The sequence below is a fragment of the Chitinophaga sp. S165 genome (genome assembly GCF_003182155.1).
Lineage (GTDB): Bacteria > Bacteroidota > Bacteroidia > Chitinophagales > Chitinophagaceae > Chitinophaga.
Window position 1 is genome coordinate 494,831 of record NZ_QGTG01000003.1, and the last position, 23,215, is coordinate 518,045.

The window sequence follows — 23,215 nt, forward strand, 5'->3', positions numbered from 1 at the left end:
AAAAGGTATGAAAAATTATTTCAGCAGGCGCTGAATTGTGATGAGTGATCGTTGTTCAAGCAGTACAGTCCTGTCTTTGCTTAAATCATCGAGCAAACCATCCTGGTTATAACGAACGGTCAGCAATTCTAATCCTTCGTTATATGACAGTTTAAAATCATTATGCAGTTCCTTCATTAATTGCTCTATCTTTTCCGGGCTATTATCAATACAGCAGGAGAAACTAATGGCTGCATTCTGCATTAAATTTATCTTGATTTTCAGCTTGTGGAAACGCTCATATATGTCGCTGATCCTGTCTTCCGTAATGAAATCAAAGTTGCGGGAAGTAATGGTCAGCAATACCTGATTTTTCTTCAGTACTATGATGGGCGGTAACTGCTTTGTGTCAGTTTCTTCCTTAATGACGGTGCCTGGAAGATCTTTGTTCAAAAAGCTCTTCACATACAGGGGGATCTGTTTGTTCTGCAGCGGTTTGATGGTCTTCGGATGGATCACCTGTGCTCCGTAGTACGCCATCTCGATCACCTCACTGTAAGTGATCTCAGGTATATTGATGGTGTTGGGAAATAACTTCGGATCGGCATTTTTCAGTCCTTCTACATCTTTCCAGATGGTCTGGCTTTCTGCATCCAGCAGATTGGCAAATACGGCTGCTGAATAGTCACTGCCCTCACGGCCAAGCGTCACGCTTTCGTTCTGGTCGGTACTGCCAATGAAGCCCTGTGTAATGATGATATTGGTCTTCTTAAAGAGCGGCAATACTTTTTCCTGTACATTCTGACCGGTTACTTCCCAGTCAATATTCGCATCACGGAAAGTATCGTCAGTACGGAACACATCCCGTACGTCCTGCCAGATGTTATTTACTCCAGCCAGGTTGAAGTATGCGCTCACGATGGCCGTACTAAGCAGCTCACCAAGGCTAACCAGCTGGTCGTAGTAATAGTCGTAAGAACGGCCTGGTTTTTCACCCAGGGTCCATTCTGCTTCTGTAAAGAACTGTTGTAACTGGGTAAACACCGGGTTATCACGGGTACCAAGCAGTTTGTCGGCCACTTCGAGGTGTTGTTGCTCAACATTATGCAGCAACTGGGCCGCTATTTCACGTTTACGCAGATAGAAGTTCTGGGCAACCTTTTCCAGCTCATTTGTCGTTTTGCCCATAGCCGATATAACGATCAGGATTGGCTGGTCCGGGAATGACTGTACGATAGCTGCAACCTGTTGGATACGTTCAACACTTTCTAAACTTGCACCACCGAATTTGAAAACCTTCATATATGCTTAATCTTCCGTGAAAAAAATACGGGACAAAGTAAGGCAACTTTAAATTTGTTTTAAAATTTGTTTCCCTTAAAATGACAGTTCCATTAAAATAGTGCCTGTTTTCGGTAAATTAGCTAAATGTAGGGAATGCATGTGGCAGGTCACAGTTATGAGAAAACTAATCCATTATACATGAATAACAACAGAAAAGTAATGACCCTGGATGAATTCACGATCCAGGAGCTTAGGAATTACCCCGGTGCTACAGGACAACTGTCTGGTTTATTGCGTGATATAGGTCTGGCCGCGAAGCGGGTCAATGTGGAAGTCAATAAGGCGGGTATTGCCGATATTCTCGGGGAGGCAGGACGTGTTAATGTACAGGGTGAATCGGTCAAAAAGCTGGATGAATTTGCCAATGACCAGTTCATCGGTTCCCTGCGCAGCAGCATCTATTGCTGCGGCGTAGCCTCCGAGGAGGAAGAGAATTTCATCGCCTTTGACGATGAACATTCGAAGAACTCCAAGTACGTCGTTTTGCTGGACCCCCTGGACGGATCGGGCAACATAGACGTAAACGTATCTATCGGCACTATCTTTTCCGTATATCGCCGTTTAACGCCTACCGGCAGTGTGTGCGAGCTGGAAGACTTCCTGCAGCCAGGTTATGTACAGATCGCCGCAGGCTATATCATCTACGGGTCTTCCACTATGCTGGTATACGCTACCCGGCGCAGCGTGCAGGGCTTCACCCTGGACCCTTCCATCGGTGAATTCTGTCTGTCACACCCTAACCTGAAATGTCCGGGAGAAAGTGACATTTTTTCCGTCAACATAGGTTACTATCACCTGTATGAAGATAAGATCCGCAAGGCTATAGACTACTTCCTGGCCAAAGATGACCATGACAAGATATACCGGCACCGCTTTGTAGGGTGTATGGTGGCAGAGGTACACCGTACCCTGATCCAGGGAGGGATTTTCATGTATCCGGCTTTCGGAAAATATGCAGGGGGACGTTTGCGTTTATGTTATGAGTGCAACCCGATGTCCTTCATCATGGAAAAGGCCGGCGGACTGGCAATGGCTACTGGCAGACAACGACTTCTGGAGCTGAAACCGTCCAAATTACACCAGCGTGTACCTGTTTTTTTAGGGTCAAGAAACATGATGGATGTCTGGCAACGAATAGTAAATAGTTAGAAAAAAAGAAAAATATGAGCTTTTGGTATAACTATTGCTAAACCAGCACTGGTTATTTAAGTCTAATGTAAATTATTTAATATCTATTACCATACACACTACGCTATGACCCGTAAGCTCACATTAACCGTATTTTCTTTTATTCTGACCTTCCATTTATTCGTTTTTTCATGTTCCAGGTCGGCCGTACCTCCTAAAGCTACGCCTGCAAAGGGTAATCCTCCGGCAGCAGAAAGTGAGGAGCCTACAGCAGCCGGGAATGCCAAACTGATAAAGGACATTCTTTATTATACCAACGAGTTCCGGGCATCAAAAGGACTGCCTCCGCTGAAACTGGAATCCTATTGTTCCCAGCTGGCACAGAAGCATAGTGATAATATGGCCAATGGCAAAGTGGCTTTCGGACATGACCAGTTCGAGATCCGTAATGACGCTGTTACACTGAAGTTCCATGGCGTATCCGGCGTAGGTGAGAACGTCGCCTATGGTAACCTGGATGCCAAAGGAGTAGTGGACGGCTGGATCAAAAGCCCGGGTCACCGCAGGAACATGCTGGGCGACTTCAACATGATCGGCATCGGAGCTGCGCCTAAAGGAAGGATCACCTACTTTACGCAGTTTTTTGTAAAGAAATAACCGTCAGCCGGCTACCATAGCCGGAATAGTCATTGAAGCGCCGGTTCCGCCGTGGACCTGATCTGAATTTGTAGTACAAATCCTGATCAGGTCCGCCGCGGAACCGGCGCTTCTTCGTTTTACACCTTCGGTATAATTAATCCATCTATCGTGTTCACATCAGTTATCTATCGCTCTGGTATCTATGCTTAAAGGGTACCAAAAGGTCATTTAAAGGTCACTTCAATATCGATTCGATATTGAAGTGACCTTTAAATGACCTTTTGAAGCTATTATAGTATAGTTATATGAACCTTAAAGAACCGATACAGAACCCTTGTAATTATACCTTCAAAACGACCTTTTATAGACATTGTTAAAGACAATATCTCTTACAAACCGTCTTACTGTTTACCGATGCTTGTTATTGTGCCCTCATTTATCGTCTGAAAACCGTTTTTTACCGCTCAGGCTTGCAGCCTGTTGCTATTTGCATTAATTTAGACGCATGGAAAAGAGGAAGATTATTGAAGTAAAAGACCTGGTCAAGACGTACGGCGATTTTACGGCAGTTAAAGGCATCAGTTTCGATGTATATGAAAATGAGATCTTCGGACTATTAGGCCCTAACGGGGCTGGTAAATCCACCACACTGGAGATCATTGAGACACTCCGGGATAAAACCTCGGGAACAGTGATTGTCGATGGAATAGACCTCGATAAGGACCCTGAAACCATTAAAAAGCTGATAGGGGTGCAGCTGCAGAGTTCCGGGTACTATCCCAGGCTTAATCTGACAGAGCTCATCACCCTCTTCTGCGGACTGTACAACCAGGACGTGAATCCGAAAGAGCTACTCGCCACCTTCAACCTGGAAGACAAGGCGAAGGCTATGTTCAAAGATCTCTCCGGCGGACAAAAACAACGCTTTTCCATCGCTACTACCCTCATCAACAAACCCAAGATCATTTTCCTGGATGAACCTACCACGGGCCTGGACCCGCAGGCAAGGCGCAATCTCTGGGACCTGATCCTTGAAGTACGCTCAAAAGGCACCACCGTCGTTATTACGACCCACTATATGGACGAAGCTGAGTTCCTGTGCGACCGTTGCGCCATCGTGGATAGCGGGCGTATCATCGCGCTGGAATCACCTGATGCCCTGATCGATCAGTTAGTGGCAGGAGGCTTCGAGAGGAAGAAAGAGGTCAAGAAAGCGAATCTGGAAGATGTCTTTATCCATATGACTGGAAAGGGATTGAGAGAGGAGTAGATGTCAAAACGAAGCACGTTAAAGCTGTCAATTCTTAATCTTAATTCAAAATAGCAATGGAGATAGATCTGGAGCAATTAAAGTATCCTACAGGCAGAATGCCATCACCAGCACCTGAAGAAATTAGTGCCAGTGCGTTAAGAGGTTATATTAACGATATAAGGTATCTGCCTTCGCTGGTAGAGATCGTGGTACAGTCGCTGGATGCCCCTCAATTGGCAACGCCATACCGTCCCGGTGGCTGGACAGTAGCACAGGTAGTACATCATTTGGTGGATAGTCATACGAACGCATTGACCCGCTTTAAATGGGCGCTGACAGAAGACAATCCTACTATCAAGGCATACAACGAAACCGCGTGGGCAGAGCTACCGGATGTGGCGAAGACACCGATCAATATCTCCCTGACTTTATTACACGCATTACACACACGTTGGGTCAACCTGATGGAGGGCCTGACAGAAGAGCAATGGGAACGTACCTTCGTACATCCCGAAAGTGGAAAGACCTTCGCATTGAAAACTGTTGCGGCAAATTATGCCTGGCATGGTAAACATCATCTTGCACATATAGAAAGGCTGAAAGAGAGAAATAACTGGCAATAATTAATTAAACAGAAAGAGTTATGGCATCATTAGAGTGGAAGACATTAAGTTCTGAATACATTTACAAGAGCAATTGGTTAACAGCCCGTAAAGATACATGTGAGACGCCAAAAGGAAAGATCGTTGACGCTTATTATGTACTGGAATATAATGATTGGGTGAATTGTGTTGCTGTAACAGCAGATGGACGCATTGTAATGGTGAGGCAGTTCAGACAAGGTATAGGAAAGACTGTGCTGGAGATCCCGGGTGGCACGATGGACGATACCGACCCGAATCCTGAATTTGCGATGCGCAGGGAGTTACTGGAAGAGACAGGCTATGATTTTGAAAAGCTGATCCCACTAGGAGCAGTGGCGCCGAATCCGGCATCCAGCAATAACCTTACACACATGTTCCTGGCGACGGGTGGGAGAAAAGTGCAGGACCAGGACCTGGATGAGAATGAAGAGATCGAAGTAGTGCTGATGGACCTTGAAGATGTAGAGCAGTTGCTGAAAGAAAATAAGATCCTGCAAAGTCTGCACGTAACGTGTTTGTTCTATGCACTGTTAAAGCTGAAGGAATTGAAGCTGGGATGAGAGATGAACGTTGCAAATAATCATTAGAAATAACAGCGAGGGCGCATCACAATTATGATGCGCCCTCGCTATTATTTTATGTCACTAAGTAGCGGACGGTTTCAGGTTACATCACCTCTGCAACAACAAAGAAACTCCCGCACACCAGTACAATATCATCTTTATGCGCATTCTGCTTCGCAGCCTGATACGCCTGTTGCACAGTTGCATAATCATGCCCGCGTAACCCGTGCTGATGCGCAGCTTCCGCCAGTTCTTTCTCTTCCATGGCACGCGGTATCTGCGCTTTACAGAAATAATAAGTCGCAGCAGGAGGAAAGAGCGGTAATACTTTACTTACTTCTTTATCTTTCACAAAACCGGTTACAATATGCAGGTGCCGGTACACCATATGCTCCAGTTGCTGTACGATTTCCGTAATACCCGCCTGGTTATGTCCTACATCAAAGATCGTCAGCGGATCGCGGGAAATGATCTCCCAGCGGCCACGCAGGCCGGTAAGTTTCTTTACATGGGAAAGCGCTGTCATTACTTTCTGCTCCGGCAGTTCCCATCCCGCTTTCTGCAGCACTTTTACGGCTGATAGAACCCCCATGATATTTTTCAACTGGTATTGACCGGTAAGGTCAGTACGGATGGTTTTAAGATCGCCGTTATGCGTATGCTGCAAGCCTAAGTGCAAATGACCTTCAGAGAAATCAGACTGCTGTACAAGCCATTCCTGGTCAGCGAAATGGATAGGTGCACGCACCGAAGCGGCTTTATCTTTGAAGACAGATTCGATTTCAGATTGTGTCTCAGAAATGACGACAGGTACACCTTGTTTGATAATGCCCGCTTTTTCAGATGCGATTTCCGGCAGGGTGTTGCCAAGTATCTGCATGTGGTCATAGCTGATGTTCGTAATAACAGAAAGCTCGGGCGTGATGACATTGGTGCTGTCAAGTCTGCCGCCGAGGCCTACTTCAATGATGGCAATATCTACCTGCTCCAGCGCAAAGTACTGGAAGGCCATTGCTACTGTCAATTCGAAGAATGAAGGCTCGAGTGTTTCGATCGTAGGTTTCAGCTGCTCTACAAATTCTGTAACAAAAGTTTGCGGCACCATCTCTCCATTGATTCTGATCCTTTCACGGAAGTCGAGAAGGTGAGGGGAGGTATATAAGCCTGTTTTATATCCGGCCTGCTGGAAGATCGCTGCCAGCATATGACTGGTGGAGCCTTTGCCGTTTGTGCCGGCTATATGAACAGATTTGAACTGATGTTGAGGATTGCCAAGATGATTGCATAATTCGATCGTATTATGCAGGTCCTTCTTAAAGGCACTTACACCTACCCGCGTAAACATGGGCAGTTGCTGATATAGATAGTCGAGTGTTTCCTGGTAAGTCATATAAAATAATGATGCCGGAACAAATGTAAAATTTGTTCCGGCATCACCAAAGTAAATATAATTTAGAACTGGGTAGCAGGGCATCCTACTTTGCCTTCACCGCGTTTGATCGGAATGATACGCAGCGCAACGAAGCCATCCAGACGGTTCTTGTTCTTCTGGAACAGGTTAGACAACATAGTGGATGATCCTATCACCAGCGGTCCGAGGCGGAGGCCGAGACCAGCGTCAAACTGACCATTCCTGTTTACTGACAGTGGCAGGTAACCACCGATGTAACGGGAATCGTAACGCGGTGTTACCTGGAAATAGGATATCACGTACGTTTTGCTCGGATCAAATTTGCCGGCGTTGAGTGCCATCTTACCTGTCGCGTTCACGAAGAAACGGCCGTCAATATTATAGTCTGCCATCAGGTTCAGTGCGGCAGGTGTGTTCATACGGAATTTCTCACTGGATGCTGTTGGCGTAAAGTAAGTCTGGATACGGCGATAGTATGCCTGCCAGCTTTCGCCATTGCGCAGATGGAGATCGTTCGGATTAACGTCTTCTGTACGCAGGTCCAGGTCTGTAACGTTAGGAGCCTTTTTATAGGTGATAGCACCGAGGTCTGTAATGGACAGGCCTAAACGCAGTTTATAATCGTCAGCTTCAGGGTTCCATTGTGTATCGTCATAACCTGTCAGGCCATCTACCTGTTCGCGCCATTCGTAAGTCACGCCTACGTCCATACCAAGGCCCATATTACCGAACACTTTATAGTTGCTGGCGTTGGGTCTTTCCCAGTTGGCGATGCCTTCACTATAACCTGCTTTCAGCGTACCGGAATTGATCTCACCGCTGCTGGTGGAGTTCATTACGAAGGTAGCATTATCTACCTGTGCATAACCGGCAGCAACACCGGATAATAACTTCAGTGTAACGCCTCCTTTCAGCACGTTAGAGCCATCATCTTTGAGCACACGGGCGTAAGTGAATCCAAATTCATTCCACCAATGGAAGCTGCCATTGGCGATTTCCATATCATAACGGCGATTTACCAGGTTCGGATTAGGAAAGTCCTGTGCGAAGAAGTTGGCTACATCTGTGCTAACGTTACCACCGTTGGCCATTGCGCGGACGCGCCAGGTAAAAGCTACCGATTGCAGTTCATCTATAGAATATAATACGGAAGGCATCATGATGTCCATGTTACCCCAGCCAAATTGTTTGCCGTTGGCTGCACTGTCCAGGAAATAGTCACGGTTCTTTTGCAGCGCTTCCAGTGAATCCGGTGGATGCAGCAGGATGGAGCGCGGGAAACGGATATACGTATTTCCGGCAGCAGCGTTGATCCCGGCAATATTAACATCCCATTTATAATGGGTACCAGCTGCGGAAGCAGGATTGTTGGGAACACCGTGTATGCCGGCATAATGGCTATTGGAATATCCCCCTAAAGTAAATTGTGCCTGAGCCTTGAATGCGCCTGATAAAGACATGGCGATAGTAACACATAACAAGCTGAAGGCTCTTAAAAGCATTGCTCTAAATGGCATATACAGTAATTAGTTGGCAGTTCGGTTATTCCCCCAATAACGCAAAAACCTGGCCGTTTATTGGCGGGCAGTACAAAAGAAATAGGAAAAGACAGTAGTCTTTTCCTATGCAAATATATTTAAATATATTATTGTACTTTAAAATAAAATCTTATAAGTGCGAATTGCACCTCAGGAGCATCGGCGTTAACGTTATATTTTAGCTGGCTTGCAGCTCTTTTGGCAATTTCGATCAGGCGGGAGTTATTCAGCGTAGACCCTTTCAGGGAGTGAGAGGCTGCGATAACATTTCCTTGTCTGTCCACCTTGATATTGATGGCAATATAACCTGATTCATCACCTTCATAAGTGAGGGACGGTTTGCTAAGCAATGTACGTCCGTTAAGGCGGAAATCTGAACGTCCGCCGCCCAAACCGCCACCGGTATAGCCACCACCGTCGGGATTACCATTGATCTGGCCACGGTCGCCGGGTTTACCGGTATTTCCTTCTCCGGTAGAGTTATTGCTGCTCTGGGCATTGTTACCACTATTGCTGCCGCTGGAGCTGCCACCGCTATATACGGCTTTAGGCTTCGGTGCAGGTGGTACGGGCGCCGGAGGATTATCTGACTTTTTAGGAGGTGTTTTAGAAGGTTGCGGTTCCAGGTTCCTGGGAGTTTCCCTGGGTTTCTCCACCGGTTTTTCCGGTTTAGTGATCTCAGGGGCTTCTTCATCATCCTGGGTCGCTATATCTTCCTGTGTAGCATTGTCTGCCGATGGAACAGGCTCATTTTCAGGAGTGGATGCACTTGCTTCACCGCTGGTAGGTGGATTGGGATTGAGCGGTTGTTCTTCTCCCATACCTTCATCTGAAGTACCGAGATTTACCTCCATACCGAGGTCCTGGTCCGGTAACGGAGGTGGGGCAGAGAAGCCTGCCAAGAGCAGCACAACTAACACTAATGCGTGTACGGCAATCGTGGCGCCAACTGCTTTTAAGTTCTTGTCTGTATTGTCTTCTTTTTTCGGCATACACCAAAAGTAAGGATATTTTTTAAAGTGTACATCTTCCCCCAGTCTGGAAATGCTCCATTATTACATTAATAACTGATTACCTGTGCCAATTATTATTGCTGGCATCAAGTTTATTGAACTACTTTTGTATTCCCTTAGAGTTTTACGATGTCACTCATTTTTTCTCTGTACAGAAAAGCATATGCCGGCTTATCTCCTTCTACCTGGTTATTGGCGGTTGTTTTATTGATCAATCGCAGTGGTGCGATGGCCATTCCTTTCATGACAGTTTATCTCACGCAGCAGCTGCACTTCACTGTGCAGCAGGCGGGCATCGTGATGGCTTGTTTTGGTGTCGGCGCTATCTGCGGATCATTTATCGGAGGAAAATTATCTGATAAGATCGGTTTTTATCCGGTGCAGTTCTGGAGCCTGATGCTGCAGGGATTGATCTTCCTGGTATTAGGTCAGATGCGGACCTTACCGCAATTCTGCGTTTGCATATTCGTGCTCAGCTGCGTTGGCGATACCTTCAGGCCGGCCAACGTTGCAGCTACCGCTTACTATAGTACTCCTGAGAACCGTACTCGTTCTTATTCCTTAAACAGACTGGCTTCTAACCTGGGATGGTCTGTAGGGCCTGCCCTGGGTGGCATACTGGCAGGATACAGTTATCATTTGTTATTCTGGGTAGATGGGTTGAGCTGTATTGTAGCCATAACAATGATGCGTTTCCTGCTGCCTCCTGTAAAGATCAAACCTAAGGAAAAGCCTGCGCCGGACTGCAAGGTTACTGAACCCGGTGTTCCCAGTGTATATAAAGACTGGGTCTATCTGGCTTTTATTTCCCTGATCACCGTATTTACAACTGGTTTTCTGCAACTGTCCACGATGGTGCCATTATACCTGAAATCTGTCGTGCATATGGAAGAAGCACACATTGGGATGCTGATGGGATTGAACGGTCTGCTCGTGGCGTTCATTGAAATGGTACTGGTATATAAACTGGAAGGAAGGATGCATAACCTTCAATTCATCACACGGGGTGTTGTGCTGGCAGGACTGGGATATCTGAGCTTTAATATTTTGCCGCCTGTAGCTGCAGCCGGATTAATTTTTATCCTGCTGTTCACAATAGGAGAGATGCTGAGTATTCCTTTTATGAATTCATTTTTCGCACATCGTAGTAGTGAACATAACCGCGGACAATACGCTGGCTTATATACAATGGCATTTTCGATCTCAAGTGTAAGTGCGCCTACTCTCGGGGCTTACATGGTAGGGCATATGGGCTTTTCAGCCTGGTGGTATTGCACGGCGGCCCTGTGCATCAGCACAGGCGCCGGCTTCTATTTCTTATACAAAAAGGTGATCGCCAATAGTCGCGTGGAGACCCTTAAAAGTGTGCAAAGTCCTGGGTAAAGTCTCCCTTGATCCTTTCAATCGGAGGATTGAAATATCCGTATTTCAGGTGAGGGAATTCCTCATGGATGAGTTCCTGTAACTGTTTAATACCCAGGCAATCGCCCACTTCGGTCACACCCAGGCGGCCCAGGTACCAGTCAGGATCAATATTGAAATTCCTCCACTGGATCATTTGCAGGTCCGTATCCCTGATCAGTTTACGCAGCGCTTCATATTCATCTACACTGTCGGTCATACCGGGGAAGGTGAAGTAGTTGATACTTGTCCATCCGCCGAATTCACGTACCACTTTCAGGCTCTCGATGATATCTTCAAACACGTAGTTATTAGGGCGGTAGTATGGTGTATAGAACTTCTCCTGTGCGGAGTTGGTACTTACACGAATGCTGTTCAGCCCTGCTTTACAAAGCTCACGTACCGCATCCGGTTTGCTGCCGTTCGTATTGATATTGATGCTGCCTTTAGGCGTGTGTTTACGGATCTCAATAATGGAATCGCGGATGGTTTCCCACATCAGCAAAGGCTCGCCCTCGCAACCCTGTCCGAAACTTACGATCGGGAAAGGGGCTGTTTCCAGGTGAGGAACAGTGTATTCCACGATCTCTTCCGCCGTTGGTTTGAAGCGCAGGCGGTCCTGAGTGGACACAATGGTTTCCTCTTCCGGCTGGAAAGAGATGCAACCTATACAGTTGGCGTTACAGGCCGGGGAAGATGGTATGGGACATTCCCAACGGCCCATAAAGTAGTTACGGGCAGCAGGGCAATGATAGGTCAGTGCACAGTTATCGGCCAGGTGTTTCACCAGGCGATTATGCGGATATGCTTCCAGTAACTGGTTTACGCCCTGTTTCACTTTTTTATCGTCGAAACCGGCGCATTCCTGGCGTATGTCCTGTTCAATTCTGGTAGCAGGTACGTAGAACTTTCCATCCAGCCAACCTACTGCCGTATAGCAGAACAGGGGAAGGGTAGGAGCATCCGGCATTGTTTCGTACGCAGCCAGGTAAAAACCGGTATGTGCGGGAGGAATAAAGGCAGCAACTGCCCATCCTTTATCGCACAAGCCCATTTCGCCGGTTTTAGCGTTTAAACCTATACCACGGCGGCCGGGCAGTTCGTACAGGGAACCGCCTTCCGGCAGTTCTATCCATTCGTCAGGTTCAATCGGCCATGCATCCCAGCCACTACGGCCGGTGGTGATCATGGTCGTATCTTCAAAGATGTTGCCTTTCCCGTCAGAGTAAAGTATGTATGGAGACTGTTTCAAATGATCAGATCGTTTCTTGTTGAGTTGGTAATATTCCCACGCATGTATCAGAGTCTGCTTCTGAAAAATGCGTTCATTTCATCCGCTGTTACGGCGCCTGTTTCATCCAGCACTTCAAGCTGCAATACTTTATTGTTTTTGAAGTCTATAGTGAGCAGGTCATCCCGCAAAATTACGTTATTCAATTGGTTCCAGCCAATCAGCTTGTCTGAAAAGGTGCCCGGCAGCTGTAACCCCATCATATCTATCTTCACAAAACAAGGCTGGAAGATCTTAAATTCCGCCCATCCGATATAAGCGGAGGCTATACCTGTCAGGAACAGCAGGACGGCAATGAGCGGCTGCATATGACTCAGGAAATAGAGACAGCCTGTGAGGCTCACAAATGCCTGTACCATACGCATCAGGGTATTGGCCGACTGTATGTTACGGAAACGCTTCATAATAAAAGGGAAGACCAGAGAGGCCAGGCCCAGCAGGATGAAGAAAATAGCCATGCTCCAGTTGGGAGTGGCGCTGTTGTATACGCCTATGCCATTCATTAGGAACAGTATTCCCGCCAGTCCATGCATCACTGGTTGCAAACGAAGGCGTGTTACCGCATTAGGGTGTAAAATCCGGATCTTATATTGTTTCATATTGTCGTTGATCAACAGTCGGGCTTATTAATCTTATGGTATCATTTAACAGGCCATCAGCATTTACTTCAGGCCCCTGGCTATTAGTCTTTATTGGAATGTACCAGCAGGTTGCACAGCTTGAACAGTACACGTGCGCCTACATTTGCGTCCCATTCACTTACTGATGTACTTACCTCATTCAGATCAAATCCGATCAGTTTGCGGCCGCTGGCTATTACTTTCCGGAAGAGATAATACAGCTGTTCTGTTTCAAAACCGCCAGCTACCGGTGTACCTGTATGCGGACACAACTTAGGGTCCAGTCCGTCAATGTCAAAGCTGATATACACCTGCTCCGGCAATGTAGCAATGATATCATCACAGATCATCTTCCAGGTGTCTCCCTCATATTGACGGGTTTTTATATCCTTGTCAAAGAAGGTCACCACTTTGCCATTGCTGTTATTTATATAGTCTAATTCTTCTTCGCAATAATCGCGGATACCGATCTGTACCAGTTTGGTCAGCTGAGGTACCTCCTTGATAGCATTGAACATGATAGAGGCATGAGAATACTGGAAGCCCTCGTATCCATCGCGGAGATCGCAGTGAGCATCTACCTGGAGGATACCGAATTCGCCTTTGTGCTCGCCGATGGCCTTAAAAAAGCCGAGGGGTGTACTGTGGTCGCCACCTACCAGCGCCACCAGTTTATCGTTTCTGAGTAGTTCTTTTGTTTGACGGTACACCCATTCGTTCATGGCGACCGTACCCTTATTTACATCTATAAGTGTCTTCTTAAGGAATTCATTCTCACTGATGTCACCGCCTTCGGTCAGGAATTTGAGATAAAGTTCTGCTTCTTTCCGGAGATAGTCACTGCGCAAGAGCATTTGTTTGTCAACATTGCGCATGAAAAAGCCGCATTTCCATCCGTCTTTTACATCTGAATCGTAAAGGTCCACCTGGTGGGAGGCCTTAAAGATCTGTTCCGGACCTCTGGCTGTGCCGTGGGTATAAGAAACAGTCACTTCCCAGGGAACAGGCAACAGTACCAGTTTCGCATCTTGCTCGGTTGTTGGCAGCCCGAATATGTTGTTAGACAACAGGCTGACCGAATTGGGATCAAATTGAGATAAATCCGCCATGATAATGTAATTTGATAAAAAGAGGCCACCCGGAGGCGACCCGTCGTAGGGGCAAACCGTCTATAAAACGATTTTTCCGGCGCAAAGATAGTAATTTATGAACCATCGGCCATAGGATAGCGCGCACAGCCGCGTCTGCATGGAATCAGCTGTTTTTATGATAAATATCATGTGTTCTTTTATGTAAAAAAATGTGCTTGAAGTGCATTTTGGTGTAATTTTGCGGTTGACAAAGACGTATTTTAATATATACGGCTTTTCGGGTTAAAAGGAATGCTTAACAGGAAGAATTTGAATTATTTGCGATATGAAGAAATCTAACATTGTCCTGCTGATACTCATTGCTGTAACGATTGGAGTAATTGTGACTGTAGCAGGCGATTTCAGTACTTACGAGACTTTTGCCACCGCACGACAGAAAGAAGGAAAAGAATTCCAGGTGATCGGAAAACTGGATACTACTAAAGTATTGGAATACAATCCGGAAAAAGACGCTAACCTGTTCCGTTTCCATGTAATTGATAAAACCGGAGAAACCAGACCTGTCGTATTCTATGGTACCAAGCCTACCGACTTTGAGAAAGCGGAAAGCGTTGTATTGACAGGTAAAATGTCAAACGGTGAGTTCAAATGCAGCAAGATACTCATGAAGTGCCCGTCTAAATATAAGAATGACCAGGTAGCTATAGGTAAAGCATAAGCGGCCGGCCGGAATATCATGCAACAACATTATTCATTCTATCGTCCATGGACAGCCATCCGTGGGCTTTCATACTAGCAGGTTTTGAATACAAATTATATAGGGGAACACCTGTTGCCCGGACAGTTAGGACATTTTTCAGCAGTACTGGCATTTATCGCATCTATGGTAGCTACTGTCAGCTATTTCATGTCGGTGCAATCCAAAGAGGATCTGTTAAAACAATCATGGAAGAAGTTAGCCCGCTGGGCTTTCATCATACAGGCCCTGGCCGTATTCTCCACCTTCGGTAGCCTTTACTACGCTTTATATAATCACTACTTCGAATACAAATATGTATGGAGGAACTCTTCCCGCGATCTGCCGGTAAGTTACCTCCTGTCCAGTTTCTGGGCCGACCAGGAAGGCAGCTTCCTCTTATGGTCCATCTGGCATAGCGTACTGGGACTCCTGCTGTTACGTGTAGGTAAGAAATGGGAAGCGCCTGTTATGACCGTCCTGTCCTTCGCACAGGTTTGTCTGGGCAGTATGCTGATCGGTATCTATATATTAGGTTACCGCGTGGGCAGCAATCCATTCCTCTTATTGCGTCAGGCAGAAGAGAACCTGGGACTGCCCTGGGTTTCCAACGCCAATTACCTCGACTTTATCACGGACGGTAATGGTCTGAATCTTTCCCTGCAGAACTACTGGATGGTGATTCACCCGCCGGTACTGTTCCTGGGATTCGCTTCTACCATCATTCCGTTTGCATACGCATTTGCCGGCTTATGGACCCGCGATTATAAAGAGTGGATAAAGCCGGCATTGCCCTGGTCTCTGTTCTCCGCCATGATATTGGGTACCGGTATTATGATGGGCGCCGCCTGGGCGTATGAGTCGCTGACCTTCGGTGGTTACTGGGCCTGGGACCCGGTAGAAAATGCTTCCTTAGTGCCCTGGTTAACACTGGTAGCAGGTATTCATACCCTGCTGGCATTTAAATTCTCAGGGCATGCGCTGAAGTCCACCTTCTTCTTTTTCCTGATCACCTTCATCCTCATCCTGTATTCTACCTTCCTCACCCGTAGTGGCGTGTTGGGCGATACTTCTGTACACTCATTCACCGACCTGGGTATGAGCGGCCAGTTGCTGCTGTACATGGTGGTATTCATAGTACCGGGTTTTGCGATGCTGATCATCCGCAGAAAAGAAATTCCTTCCATCGTAAAAGAAGAGAGTTCATATTCACGTGAGTTCTGGCTGTTTATCGGATCACTGGTCCTGATGATCGCCGCTATACAGATCACCTTCACGACTTCCATCCCGGTATGGAACAAGATCATTAACGGACTGGGTATCAAAAAACTGCTGAATCTTGAGCAGGATATTGCACCGCCGTCCGACAGCGTATTCCATTACAATAAGATCCAGATCTGGATCGCCATAGTATTGGGACTACTGACCGCTGTTGTTCAATACCTGAAATATAAGGATACGCCAAAAGGCTTCTTCACTAAAAAAATAGCGATACCGACTATCTTAAGCCTTGTAATAACAGGCCTGATCGGCATCTTCGGAAATATGAACTACGATGCCTATGGCGCCGGTTTCCTGGTAGCTATCTACATCATGTTGTTCTGTAGCGTATATGCTATCATCGGTAATGCTTCATACATATTCATCGGTCAGAAAGGTAAACTGAGAATGGCAGGTGCTTCCATCGCACACGTCGGTTTTGGTATGGTGTTGCTGGGTATCCTGATCTCCGCATCTAAACGCGAAGTGATCTCTATCGACCGTATGAAGATGCTGGACGGTGGTTTCTTCGGAAAAGAAAGTAAGGAGAATCCGCGTGAAAATCTGATGCTGCCCAGGAACTTCCCCGTGCAGATGGGCGACTACCATGTAACGTATGCGGGCGATTCCACTGCTCCGGGCGATGCAAAAACCTATTACCTCGTAAGGTACGAGCGTCGTGATCCGGCTAACGGGAATATCATCGAGAAATTTACCCTGCACCCGGATGCATTCCTCAGTAATAAAGGTCAGCAGCAGTTAACGCCGAACCCTGATTCCAGGCATTATCTGACGAAAGATATATTCACTTACATTACCGCAGTGCCTATTAAAGACGAAGCTAATGATACTGCTCAATACAGTTCTCATGAAGTGGCGCCGGGCGATTCTGTGTTCTTCGCTAACGGCTATATGATCCTGGAAGGGATACAGCCGCAGCCGAAAAACAAGAACTATACTGCAGAAGCAAATGATCTGGCGGTAGGTGCACAACTGAAAGTATTTACAAAGAACAACGAACAGTATAACCTGTTGCCTGTATACTGTCTGCGCGATAGCAGCGTGGAAATGAGTATCCCTGATACGGTAGCACCACTGTCGTTGTATGTAAGCTTCAGCAAGATCCTGCCGAAAGAAAAAAAGATCCTATTACGAGTAAAGGAATCCGATACATTTAAGGACTATATTGTGATGAAAGCCTTTATATTCCCATTCATCAATGTATTATGGATCGGCATTCTGATTATGATCGTCGGATTTGTAATGAGCATAGTATATAGAGTGAAGGCGAATAAGGCAAAAAATATTCCTTCATAATATTTTGATCCGGGATACAGGGGCCAGAATAATCCTGTATCCCGGATTAAAATAACACACCTCCTTTCATGAAAAGCAACTGGCTGCGCATTACCCTCATTATAGTGTCAATCCTCGTGATTGCCTATTACCTGGGTCCGAGGCCCGCAAAACCCCGGTACGATCCGATACTTCCCGCCGTACCTCAACGCCCCACAGCTCTGGAACAGTATATCGCTGTTAAGGAAAGCCATCACAAACTAAAGCCCGACAACGAAGCCCGCATTGTGTGGTTTGACACCCTGCACAACAAAACGCCTTACAGCGTGGTATACCTGCATGGTTTTTCCGCCAGTCAGGAAGAGGGCGATCCCGTACACCAGGCCTTTGCCAAAAGGTATGGCTGCAACATGTACCTCTCCCGTTTGGACGGTCACGGTCTGGATACTTCCGAGCCCCTGCTGACTATGACGGCAACAGGCCTCTGGCGGGATGCCAAAGAAGCATTGAGTATCGGTAAGGCGCTGGGCGAAAAAGTGATCCTGGTAACCTGTTCCACCGGCGGTACCTTGGGTTTGAAACTGGCAGCTACGTATCCGAACGACGTATTTGCGATCATTAATATGTCGCCCAATGTGGCTATCAATGACGATCTGGCTTTCCTGGCGAACAATCCATGGGGCTTGCAACTGGCCCAGCTGGTACATCATGGCAAGTACCGGGAATCTGTTCCCGACAATCCGGAAGAGGATAAGTACTGGTATGAAAAATATCGTCTGGAAGCGGTTGTGGAGTTACAGAACCTTATTGAGACTACCATGGAACCGGCAGTGTTCCGTTCCGTTAAACAACCGGCCCTGAACCTGTATTATTTCAAAGACAAGGAACATCAGGACCAGACGGTCAGGGTTTCGGCAATTCTTGACATGGAGAAGCAATTAGGCACGCCGCCTGCTTTAAAAGAAGCGGTTGCAATTCCGGAGGCGGGGAATCATGTAATGGGATGCTATCTTACAGGGAAAGACATTCCATCTGTCGAAAAAGCGATCGATTCGTTTGCTGAGAGGAAGCTGGGGTTGTTGCCGGTAAGGTAGTTTTTCCTTTTTGGGTAGCGGATGGGGCGTAAGGTGATTCTAGCGCTGACCTTCTAGCTTCGCAGTTCCGCCCTTTTGGGCTTGGCGGATGAGGGCATACGGTGATTCTAGCGCTGACCTTCTAGCTTCGCAGTTCGGGTAGAATCACTGGCTGTACTTCTCTGAAGCTCCTAAGTATTGAGCATTGAAGGACGGTTTGGCTTTGTAGGACTATTAAACCCCTTGTGCGTCGCATCAGCATACTTCAGAGAACTAAGGCCAGTGATTTCCACCCGAATGCTCGCCGCGGCCGGTCTCCAAAACAATAGCCAGTGTCCCTATGCCCGAATTTGTTATATGCGATGCCATTGAAATAATCCCTGCTACTCCCGTTATCCTGCTATTCTGCTATTCTTGAGCCAACTATCTCTGTGGCCCCGCTACTTAATATATACAACTCAGATCAATATAAAAGCAAACTCCATAGCCACAGTTCCTCTTATCCCAACAGAATGGCTTTCCTATAGCTTGTAACTACTTCCTAAGTACTTCCTAAGTATAACTTGGTAATGTACGATGGTCTGATAGCATTATAACGGTGCCGTCAAACAGTATGATAGGATGGCATGTATCAGCAGATAGGATCGCAGATAAGATCGGAGATGAGATTGTAGACAGAATAGCATAGGACAACAGATAGAACAGCAGATAAGATCGCAGCAGATCACCATCAGCATGGAGGAATGAGAATCGGTTGTCCTGCAATTATTTTGGAGACCGGCCGTGGTGAGCATTCGGGTGGAAATCACTGGCCTTAGTTCTTTGAAGTATGCCGATGCGTCGCACCAGGGGTTAAAATAGATATTCCAAAGCCAAACCGCCTACCAACGCTCAATACTTAGGAACTTCAAAGAAGTACAGCCAGTGATTCCATCCGAAGTGCGAGCTAGAAGGTCAGCGCTGGAATCACTGTAAGCCCAATTCGCTAAACCTTGAAGAAAACCGGAAAGCAAGAATCACTGTACGCCCCATCCGCCCAAAGTCAGAAGCCTAACTAATTACCGTAATATGACCGCGGTAATTTACGCGTAACATGAGTCAATCGAGTTTTTAGCATATCTTTAATATAATTTTAAGAATAGTTTAGGAGTTTATGCGTCGTCTCATCGCTTTTATCATCCTGTCAGCCAGCTTGTTGTGCCTGGAAGGGCGCAATAAAACCTGCGCCCAGACCCGTCGCGGCCCCGACAGTATAGCAGTAAGCGCGATCGTAGTCGGCTCCGATACCATCCCCTCTATCACACTTCGCATCGTAGAAGTAGTCGACAAGTTGCCCAAAAAATTCCGTAAACAAAGAGAAGCCTGGACACGTCTGCGCAACGCAGTATATGTAACGTATCCGTACGCCAAATCAGCCGCCCGCATCCTGAAAGATGTGAACAGCCACCTGGCTACACTCCAGGACAAAAAAGCCAAGAAGAAATACCTGGCTGAAGTGGAAAACAAGATGAAGGCGGAGTTCGGAAACAAGCTTGAAAACCTGTCTGTTTACCAGGGCAAGGTGCTCATGAAGCTCATCAACCGGGAAACGGGAGAGAACTGTTATGAGATCATCAAGGAACTGAAAGGTGGATTTTCCGCCAGGATGTGGCAAACGGTGGCCTTCTTCTTCGGCGGCAACCTGAAGAGCGAATACGATGCCCAGGAAGATAAAGATATCGAAGCTATTGTGCAGGAAATCGAATTGTACAGAAGCTCCAGGGTATATAATTAACCTCCACTGAAATATTTCCCCTTTTTTAAAAATCGAACAACCACTGTAACGAAAGCGGACATTTCTGTCGCTGAAGATATATATGAAAGGTTGATTATGAATAATATAGTTATAAGGTATATTTTTTGAGCCCGTAGCAATGCCAAAAATGTAGTTATGCTCAGAAACTATTGCAGGATCGCTGTGCGGAATTTGCGCCGGCATTCATTTTATACTATCCTGAATGTATTTGGACTATCCCTGGGTATTGCCTGCAGTCTTATCCTCTTTCAGTTCATCACTTACCATCTTGGCTTTGACGGCTATCATCAGAAAAAAGAACATATCTACCGGGTAGTAACCGATCTGCACCTGGATGACGGCTCCGTGCATTATGAGAAAGGCGCCCCGCTGGCACTGGCAGCCGCTATACAGCGAGAGCTGCCGCAGGTGAAAGACCAGGCATTTCTGTTCAGTAACTATAGAGACCTCGCCTTTACAGTCAGTGTGCCGCAAGCTGGTGGTACGCCTCAATTGTTTGCGGAACACAGGAATGTGGCATTTGCAGACCGGCACTGGTTTAACCTGTTCGATCACGAATGGAAAACCGGAGACCCGGCTACAGCACTGGAAGAACCTAATACGGCCGTGCTAACCAGTAAACTGGCAAAGAAATATTTCGGGAATGCGGACCCTGTTGGCATGACCGTCAGACTGGACGATAAGGTCGATGTGAAAATAACCGGGGTATTGAAAGATTATCCGGCAGGTACGGATATGAAAAAAGACCTCTTTATTTCCCGGTCTACCATGAAAGCATTTTACCCCGATATGCAGCCGGAAATAGAAACAGAATGGGGCTGGATCAATTCCTCTAATTCCCTGTTCCTGCTGTTGCCGGATAACGTCGATGCCGGTATGGTCAATCGCGCGATTGCTTTGGTGAAGCAGCGGCATATGGGAGAGATGGCGAAGTATTATGATTTTCATCTGCAACCGTTAACGGATATACATTTTGATGGCCGGTACGGAGGTACGGTCCCAAGATCGCTTCTCCTGACGCTGGCCATTGTAGGCATGGTGATCCTGGTTATTGCCTGTGTGAATTTTATCAACCTGGCTACGGCGCAGAATGCCAGACGAGCCAAAGAGATCGGGACACGCAAGGTATTGGGTAGTACAGTGATGGGGATCTTCTGGCAGTTTATGACAGAAACGGGTTTCATTACGGTATCGGCTACTGTGCTTTCCATACTATGGGTGGTGCTGGCATTGCCGGTATTAAATCCCTGGCTGGGAACGGACCTTGCGTTCTATCCATTCGCCGATAAGTCGCTCATAATTGCTTTATTACTGCTGATCATATTTATTACACTATGCGCCGGCGTATATCCGGCCCTGGTGTTAAGCCGCCTGAAACCTGTTGGGCTATTGAAGAATGTTTCGGGTAGTCCCAAACACCCCTGGCTACGTAAAAGCCTGATCGTATTTCAGAATGTGGCTGCACAGTCGCTGATCATCTGCACATTGATCATCACTTTGCAGCTGAATTTCTTAAAAACGGCCGACCTGGGATTTAATAAGGACGGTATTGTAATGGTACCGGTTCCGGTCGCGGGCAAGAAAGATATGAACTATGTGAGGGAACAATTGCTGAACATTCCGGGAGTAAAGGAAGCGAGTTTTTGTTTCCGGCCACCGGCTTCAGAAAACTTCAGGTCCGGCTCAGTAAAGTTTGATAACCGCGAATGGGAGGCTTATCCGGCCCTGAGTACACTGGGCGATGCGCATTATCTTAAAACGTTCGGCTTGCAACTGGTAGCGGGCAGGAACCTGGCAGAAAGTGATACCGTCCGGGAATTTGTGGTGAGCGAAGACCTGGTTAAAAAACTGGGATTCACTGATCCGGCACAGGTCATTGGTCACCAGCTGGTGGCTGGCGCGTTGAATGATCATCCGGGTACTATCGTAGGCGTCGTGAAAGATTTCCACCTGCATTCTTTGCATAGTCATATTGAACCGGTAGTAATGGCGACACTTAGCCAGGATTACGCTTTTGTGGGGATTAAAATAGGGGGAGCCGACCTGGGGAAAAGTATCGGGGCTGTCAAACAGCTCTGGGAATCGTTGTATCCTGATAATGTTTTTGAATATGATTTCCTGGACGATGAGATAACAGCATTCTATAAGAAAGAGGACCTGTTGGGCAAACTTACGGGTAGTGCAGCTGTTCTTGCAATTGTGATCAGTTGTGTGGGATTACTCGGACTGATCTCTTTGCTGACGGTACAGCGTACAAAAGAAATAGGAGTGAGGAAGGTGATAGGAGCGTCGGCAGCTAACATAATCCTCTTATTTTCGAATGAATTTCTCAAATTGATAGGGTTGGCGCTGGTTTTATCCACGGCGCTTGCCTGGTTAGCGATGAACAACTGGTTGCAGGCATTTGCTTACCGTATAAATATTCCCTGGTGGATATTCCTGCTGGCAGGTGCTTGTAATATCGTGCTGGCATTGGGAACAATCTGCTATCACTCGGTGAAGGTGGCCATGATGAACCCCGTGAAGAGCTTGAGAGCCGAGTGACCGGCTATTCAGCCATCCATACTAACAGCAGCTGCATTCTGGCAAATCTGCTGTAAATTCACATATGCGTTTAAGATTTGTTATAACTGTGTGCCTCCTTGTATGGGGGACTGCCGCAATGTCGCAAGACCTGAGTTCAATACCGGGTGTTCCGCAGAATGCGTTGATGTTCGTAGACAGTGTCGAGAGTAAATCCGGAATGGAAGGACTCGATCCTACCAAAATAGCCCTGATAGATATCGTAAAAGGTTCTAAACTGAAAGAAAAGTATGGTCCCCGGGGAGAGAACGGGGTGATTTTCATAGAAACTGTCGATTTTGCGCATAGGCGTTACACCCGTATGTTCAGCGAGATCTCTCCGGATTATGCCAGGGCATTACAGCATTATAAAACAGATACCGCCTTCCAATATGTACTGGACGGAGCACTTATTACTAACAGCATCCCACAGATGCTTGCGGCCCTTGAAAAAAAGAGCATAGACAGCATATCCGTTTTGCCGGAGGACAAGGTCAGGCAAATAAAGGATCAGTATGAGCCCAACGACAAATTGGTATGGGTAGCGATCAAAAGTAAGACCACAAAGTAAAACCCTAT

At 46.8% G+C, this 23,215-nt stretch carries 19 protein-coding genes; 12 read left to right on the forward strand and 7 right to left on the reverse strand.

Features of this window, described 5'->3' with window-relative positions; all coding sequences use genetic code 11:
• Positions 1 to 15 precede the first annotated feature (15 nt).
• Positions 16 to 1,281: an aspartate kinase gene (locus C7475_RS16480; RefSeq protein WP_110054480.1), complete on the reverse strand. Its 1,266-nt coding sequence runs from the start codon at positions 1,279 to 1,281 to the stop codon at positions 16 to 18.
• A gap of 180 nt (positions 1,282 to 1,461) precedes the next feature.
• Between C7475_RS16480 and fbp the strand changes: the two genes are divergently transcribed.
• From fbp to C7475_RS16505, 5 genes are all read left to right on the forward strand, one after another.
• Positions 1,462 to 2,472, forward strand: a complete 1,011-nt coding sequence (fbp, locus tag C7475_RS16485; protein ID WP_110054644.1) for a class 1 fructose-bisphosphatase — start codon at positions 1,462 to 1,464, stop codon at positions 2,470 to 2,472.
• 105 nt (positions 2,473 to 2,577) lie between these two features.
• Positions 2,578 to 3,108, forward strand: coding sequence for a CAP domain-containing protein (locus C7475_RS16490; protein ID WP_110054481.1), 531 nt, complete (start codon positions 2,578 to 2,580; stop codon positions 3,106 to 3,108).
• A 487-nt stretch (positions 3,109 to 3,595) separates the two neighbouring features.
• Positions 3,596 to 4,360, forward strand: a complete 765-nt coding sequence (locus C7475_RS16495) for an ABC transporter ATP-binding protein (protein ID WP_110054482.1) — start codon at positions 3,596 to 3,598, stop codon at positions 4,358 to 4,360.
• A 56-nt stretch (positions 4,361 to 4,416) separates the two neighbouring features.
• Positions 4,417 to 4,965: a YfiT family bacillithiol transferase gene (locus C7475_RS16500; RefSeq protein ID WP_199236243.1), complete on the forward strand. Its 549-nt coding sequence runs from the start codon at positions 4,417 to 4,419 to the stop codon at positions 4,963 to 4,965.
• A 20-nt stretch (positions 4,966 to 4,985) separates the two neighbouring features.
• Positions 4,986 to 5,546 (forward strand): NUDIX hydrolase, encoded by a 561-nt coding sequence (locus C7475_RS16505; protein ID WP_110054483.1) that lies wholly within the window; start codon positions 4,986 to 4,988, stop codon positions 5,544 to 5,546.
• Positions 5,547 to 5,652: 106 nt separating this feature from the next.
• Here the strand turns inward: C7475_RS16505 and C7475_RS16510 are convergent, their stop codons facing one another.
• From C7475_RS16510 to C7475_RS16520, 3 genes are all read right to left on the reverse strand, one after another.
• A complete protein-coding gene (locus C7475_RS16510) occupies positions 5,653 to 6,939 on the reverse strand; it encodes a folylpolyglutamate synthase/dihydrofolate synthase family protein (protein ID WP_110054646.1) in 1,287 nt (428 codons plus the stop codon).
• Between the two features lie 62 nt (positions 6,940 to 7,001).
• The gene (locus C7475_RS16515) at positions 7,002 to 8,477 is read right to left on the reverse strand and encodes a DUF5723 family protein (protein WP_146217570.1); all 1,476 of its coding nucleotides are present in this window, start codon (positions 8,475 to 8,477) and stop codon (positions 7,002 to 7,004) included.
• A 128-nt stretch (positions 8,478 to 8,605) separates the two neighbouring features.
• Positions 8,606 to 9,490, reverse strand: a complete 885-nt coding sequence (locus C7475_RS16520; protein WP_110054485.1) for a hypothetical protein — start codon at positions 9,488 to 9,490, stop codon at positions 8,606 to 8,608.
• A gap of 150 nt (positions 9,491 to 9,640) precedes the next feature.
• On the opposite strand from C7475_RS16520, the gene C7475_RS16525 reads away from it, so the two are divergent.
• A complete protein-coding gene (locus tag C7475_RS16525) occupies positions 9,641 to 10,894 on the forward strand; it encodes an MFS transporter (protein WP_110054486.1) in 1,254 nt (417 codons plus the stop codon).
• Here C7475_RS16525 and C7475_RS16530 read toward each other — a convergent pair.
• The 3 genes from C7475_RS16530 to C7475_RS16540 all read right to left on the reverse strand — a co-directional run bounded on the left by C7475_RS16530 (position 10,869) and on the right by C7475_RS16540 (position 13,932).
• The gene (locus tag C7475_RS16530) at positions 10,869 to 12,164 is read right to left on the reverse strand and encodes a radical SAM protein (protein WP_110054487.1); all 1,296 of its coding nucleotides are present in this window, start codon (positions 12,162 to 12,164) and stop codon (positions 10,869 to 10,871) included. The two genes, C7475_RS16525 and C7475_RS16530, sit on opposite strands and share 26 nt — an antisense overlap.
• Positions 12,165 to 12,211: 47 nt before the next feature.
• Positions 12,212 to 12,802, reverse strand: coding sequence for a hypothetical protein (locus C7475_RS16535; RefSeq protein WP_110054488.1), 591 nt, complete (start codon positions 12,800 to 12,802; stop codon positions 12,212 to 12,214).
• Between the two features lie 83 nt (positions 12,803 to 12,885).
• Positions 12,886 to 13,932, reverse strand: a complete 1,047-nt coding sequence (locus tag C7475_RS16540; protein ID WP_110054489.1) for an agmatinase family protein — start codon at positions 13,930 to 13,932, stop codon at positions 12,886 to 12,888.
• Between the two features lie 307 nt (positions 13,933 to 14,239).
• Between C7475_RS16540 and C7475_RS16545 the strand changes: the two genes are divergently transcribed.
• The 6 genes from C7475_RS16545 (at position 14,240) to C7475_RS16570 (ending at position 23,207) form a co-directional block, all read left to right on the forward strand.
• On the forward strand, positions 14,240 to 14,632 hold the full coding sequence (locus C7475_RS16545) for a cytochrome c maturation protein CcmE (protein WP_110054490.1): 393 nt from the start codon (positions 14,240 to 14,242) through the stop codon (positions 14,630 to 14,632).
• Positions 14,633 to 14,716: 84 nt separating this feature from the next.
• Entirely contained in the window at positions 14,717 to 17,227 is a 2,511-nt protein-coding gene (ccsA, locus tag C7475_RS16550; protein WP_233259879.1) for a cytochrome c biogenesis protein CcsA, read from the forward strand.
• A 68-nt stretch (positions 17,228 to 17,295) separates the two neighbouring features.
• Positions 17,296 to 18,300, forward strand: a complete 1,005-nt coding sequence (locus C7475_RS16555) for a carboxylesterase (protein WP_110054491.1) — start codon at positions 17,296 to 17,298, stop codon at positions 18,298 to 18,300.
• Between the two features lie 1,132 nt (positions 18,301 to 19,432).
• Entirely contained in the window at positions 19,433 to 20,053 is a 621-nt protein-coding gene (locus C7475_RS16560; protein ID WP_110054492.1) for a DUF4294 domain-containing protein, read from the forward strand.
• A gap of 156 nt (positions 20,054 to 20,209) precedes the next feature.
• Positions 20,210 to 22,618, forward strand: coding sequence for an ABC transporter permease (locus C7475_RS16565; protein ID WP_110054493.1), 2,409 nt, complete (start codon positions 20,210 to 20,212; stop codon positions 22,616 to 22,618).
• Between the two features lie 64 nt (positions 22,619 to 22,682).
• Entirely contained in the window at positions 22,683 to 23,207 is a 525-nt protein-coding gene (locus C7475_RS16570; RefSeq protein WP_146217571.1) for a hypothetical protein, read from the forward strand.
• Positions 23,208 to 23,215 lie beyond the last annotated feature (8 nt).

Bases quoted from the DNA above. Each gene is read 5' to 3' on its own strand.
- C7475_RS16480 (WP_110054480.1), bottom strand. From the start codon at position 1,281: ATGAAGGTTTTCAAATTCGGTGGTGCAAGTTTAGAAAGTGTTGAACGT.
- fbp (WP_110054644.1), top strand. From the start codon at position 1,462: ATGAATAACAACAGAAAAGTAATGACCCTGGATGAATTCACGATCCAG.
- C7475_RS16490 (WP_110054481.1), top strand. From the start codon at position 2,578: ATGACCCGTAAGCTCACATTAACCGTATTTTCTTTTATTCTGACCTTC.
- C7475_RS16495 (WP_110054482.1), top strand. From the start codon at position 3,596: ATGGAAAAGAGGAAGATTATTGAAGTAAAAGACCTGGTCAAGACGTAC.
- C7475_RS16500 (WP_199236243.1), top strand. From the start codon at position 4,417: ATGGAGATAGATCTGGAGCAATTAAAGTATCCTACAGGCAGAATGCCA.
- C7475_RS16505 (WP_110054483.1), top strand. From the start codon at position 4,986: ATGGCATCATTAGAGTGGAAGACATTAAGTTCTGAATACATTTACAAG.
- C7475_RS16510 (WP_110054646.1), bottom strand. From the start codon at position 6,939: ATGACTTACCAGGAAACACTCGACTATCTATATCAGCAACTGCCCATG.
- C7475_RS16515 (WP_146217570.1), bottom strand. From the start codon at position 8,477: ATGCCATTTAGAGCAATGCTTTTAAGAGCCTTCAGCTTGTTATGTGTT.
- C7475_RS16520 (WP_110054485.1), bottom strand. From the start codon at position 9,490: ATGCCGAAAAAAGAAGACAATACAGACAAGAACTTAAAAGCAGTTGGC.
- C7475_RS16525 (WP_110054486.1), top strand. From the start codon at position 9,641: ATGTCACTCATTTTTTCTCTGTACAGAAAAGCATATGCCGGCTTATCT.
- C7475_RS16535 (WP_110054488.1), bottom strand. From the start codon at position 12,802: ATGAAACAATATAAGATCCGGATTTTACACCCTAATGCGGTAACACGC.
- C7475_RS16540 (WP_110054489.1), bottom strand. From the start codon at position 13,932: ATGGCGGATTTATCTCAATTTGATCCCAATTCGGTCAGCCTGTTGTCT.
- C7475_RS16545 (WP_110054490.1), top strand. From the start codon at position 14,240: ATGAAGAAATCTAACATTGTCCTGCTGATACTCATTGCTGTAACGATT.
- C7475_RS16555 (WP_110054491.1), top strand. From the start codon at position 17,296: ATGAAAAGCAACTGGCTGCGCATTACCCTCATTATAGTGTCAATCCTC.
- C7475_RS16560 (WP_110054492.1), top strand. From the start codon at position 19,433: ATGCGTCGTCTCATCGCTTTTATCATCCTGTCAGCCAGCTTGTTGTGC.
- C7475_RS16565 (WP_110054493.1), top strand. From the start codon at position 20,210: ATGCTCAGAAACTATTGCAGGATCGCTGTGCGGAATTTGCGCCGGCAT.
- C7475_RS16570 (WP_146217571.1), top strand. From the start codon at position 22,683: ATGCGTTTAAGATTTGTTATAACTGTGTGCCTCCTTGTATGGGGGACT.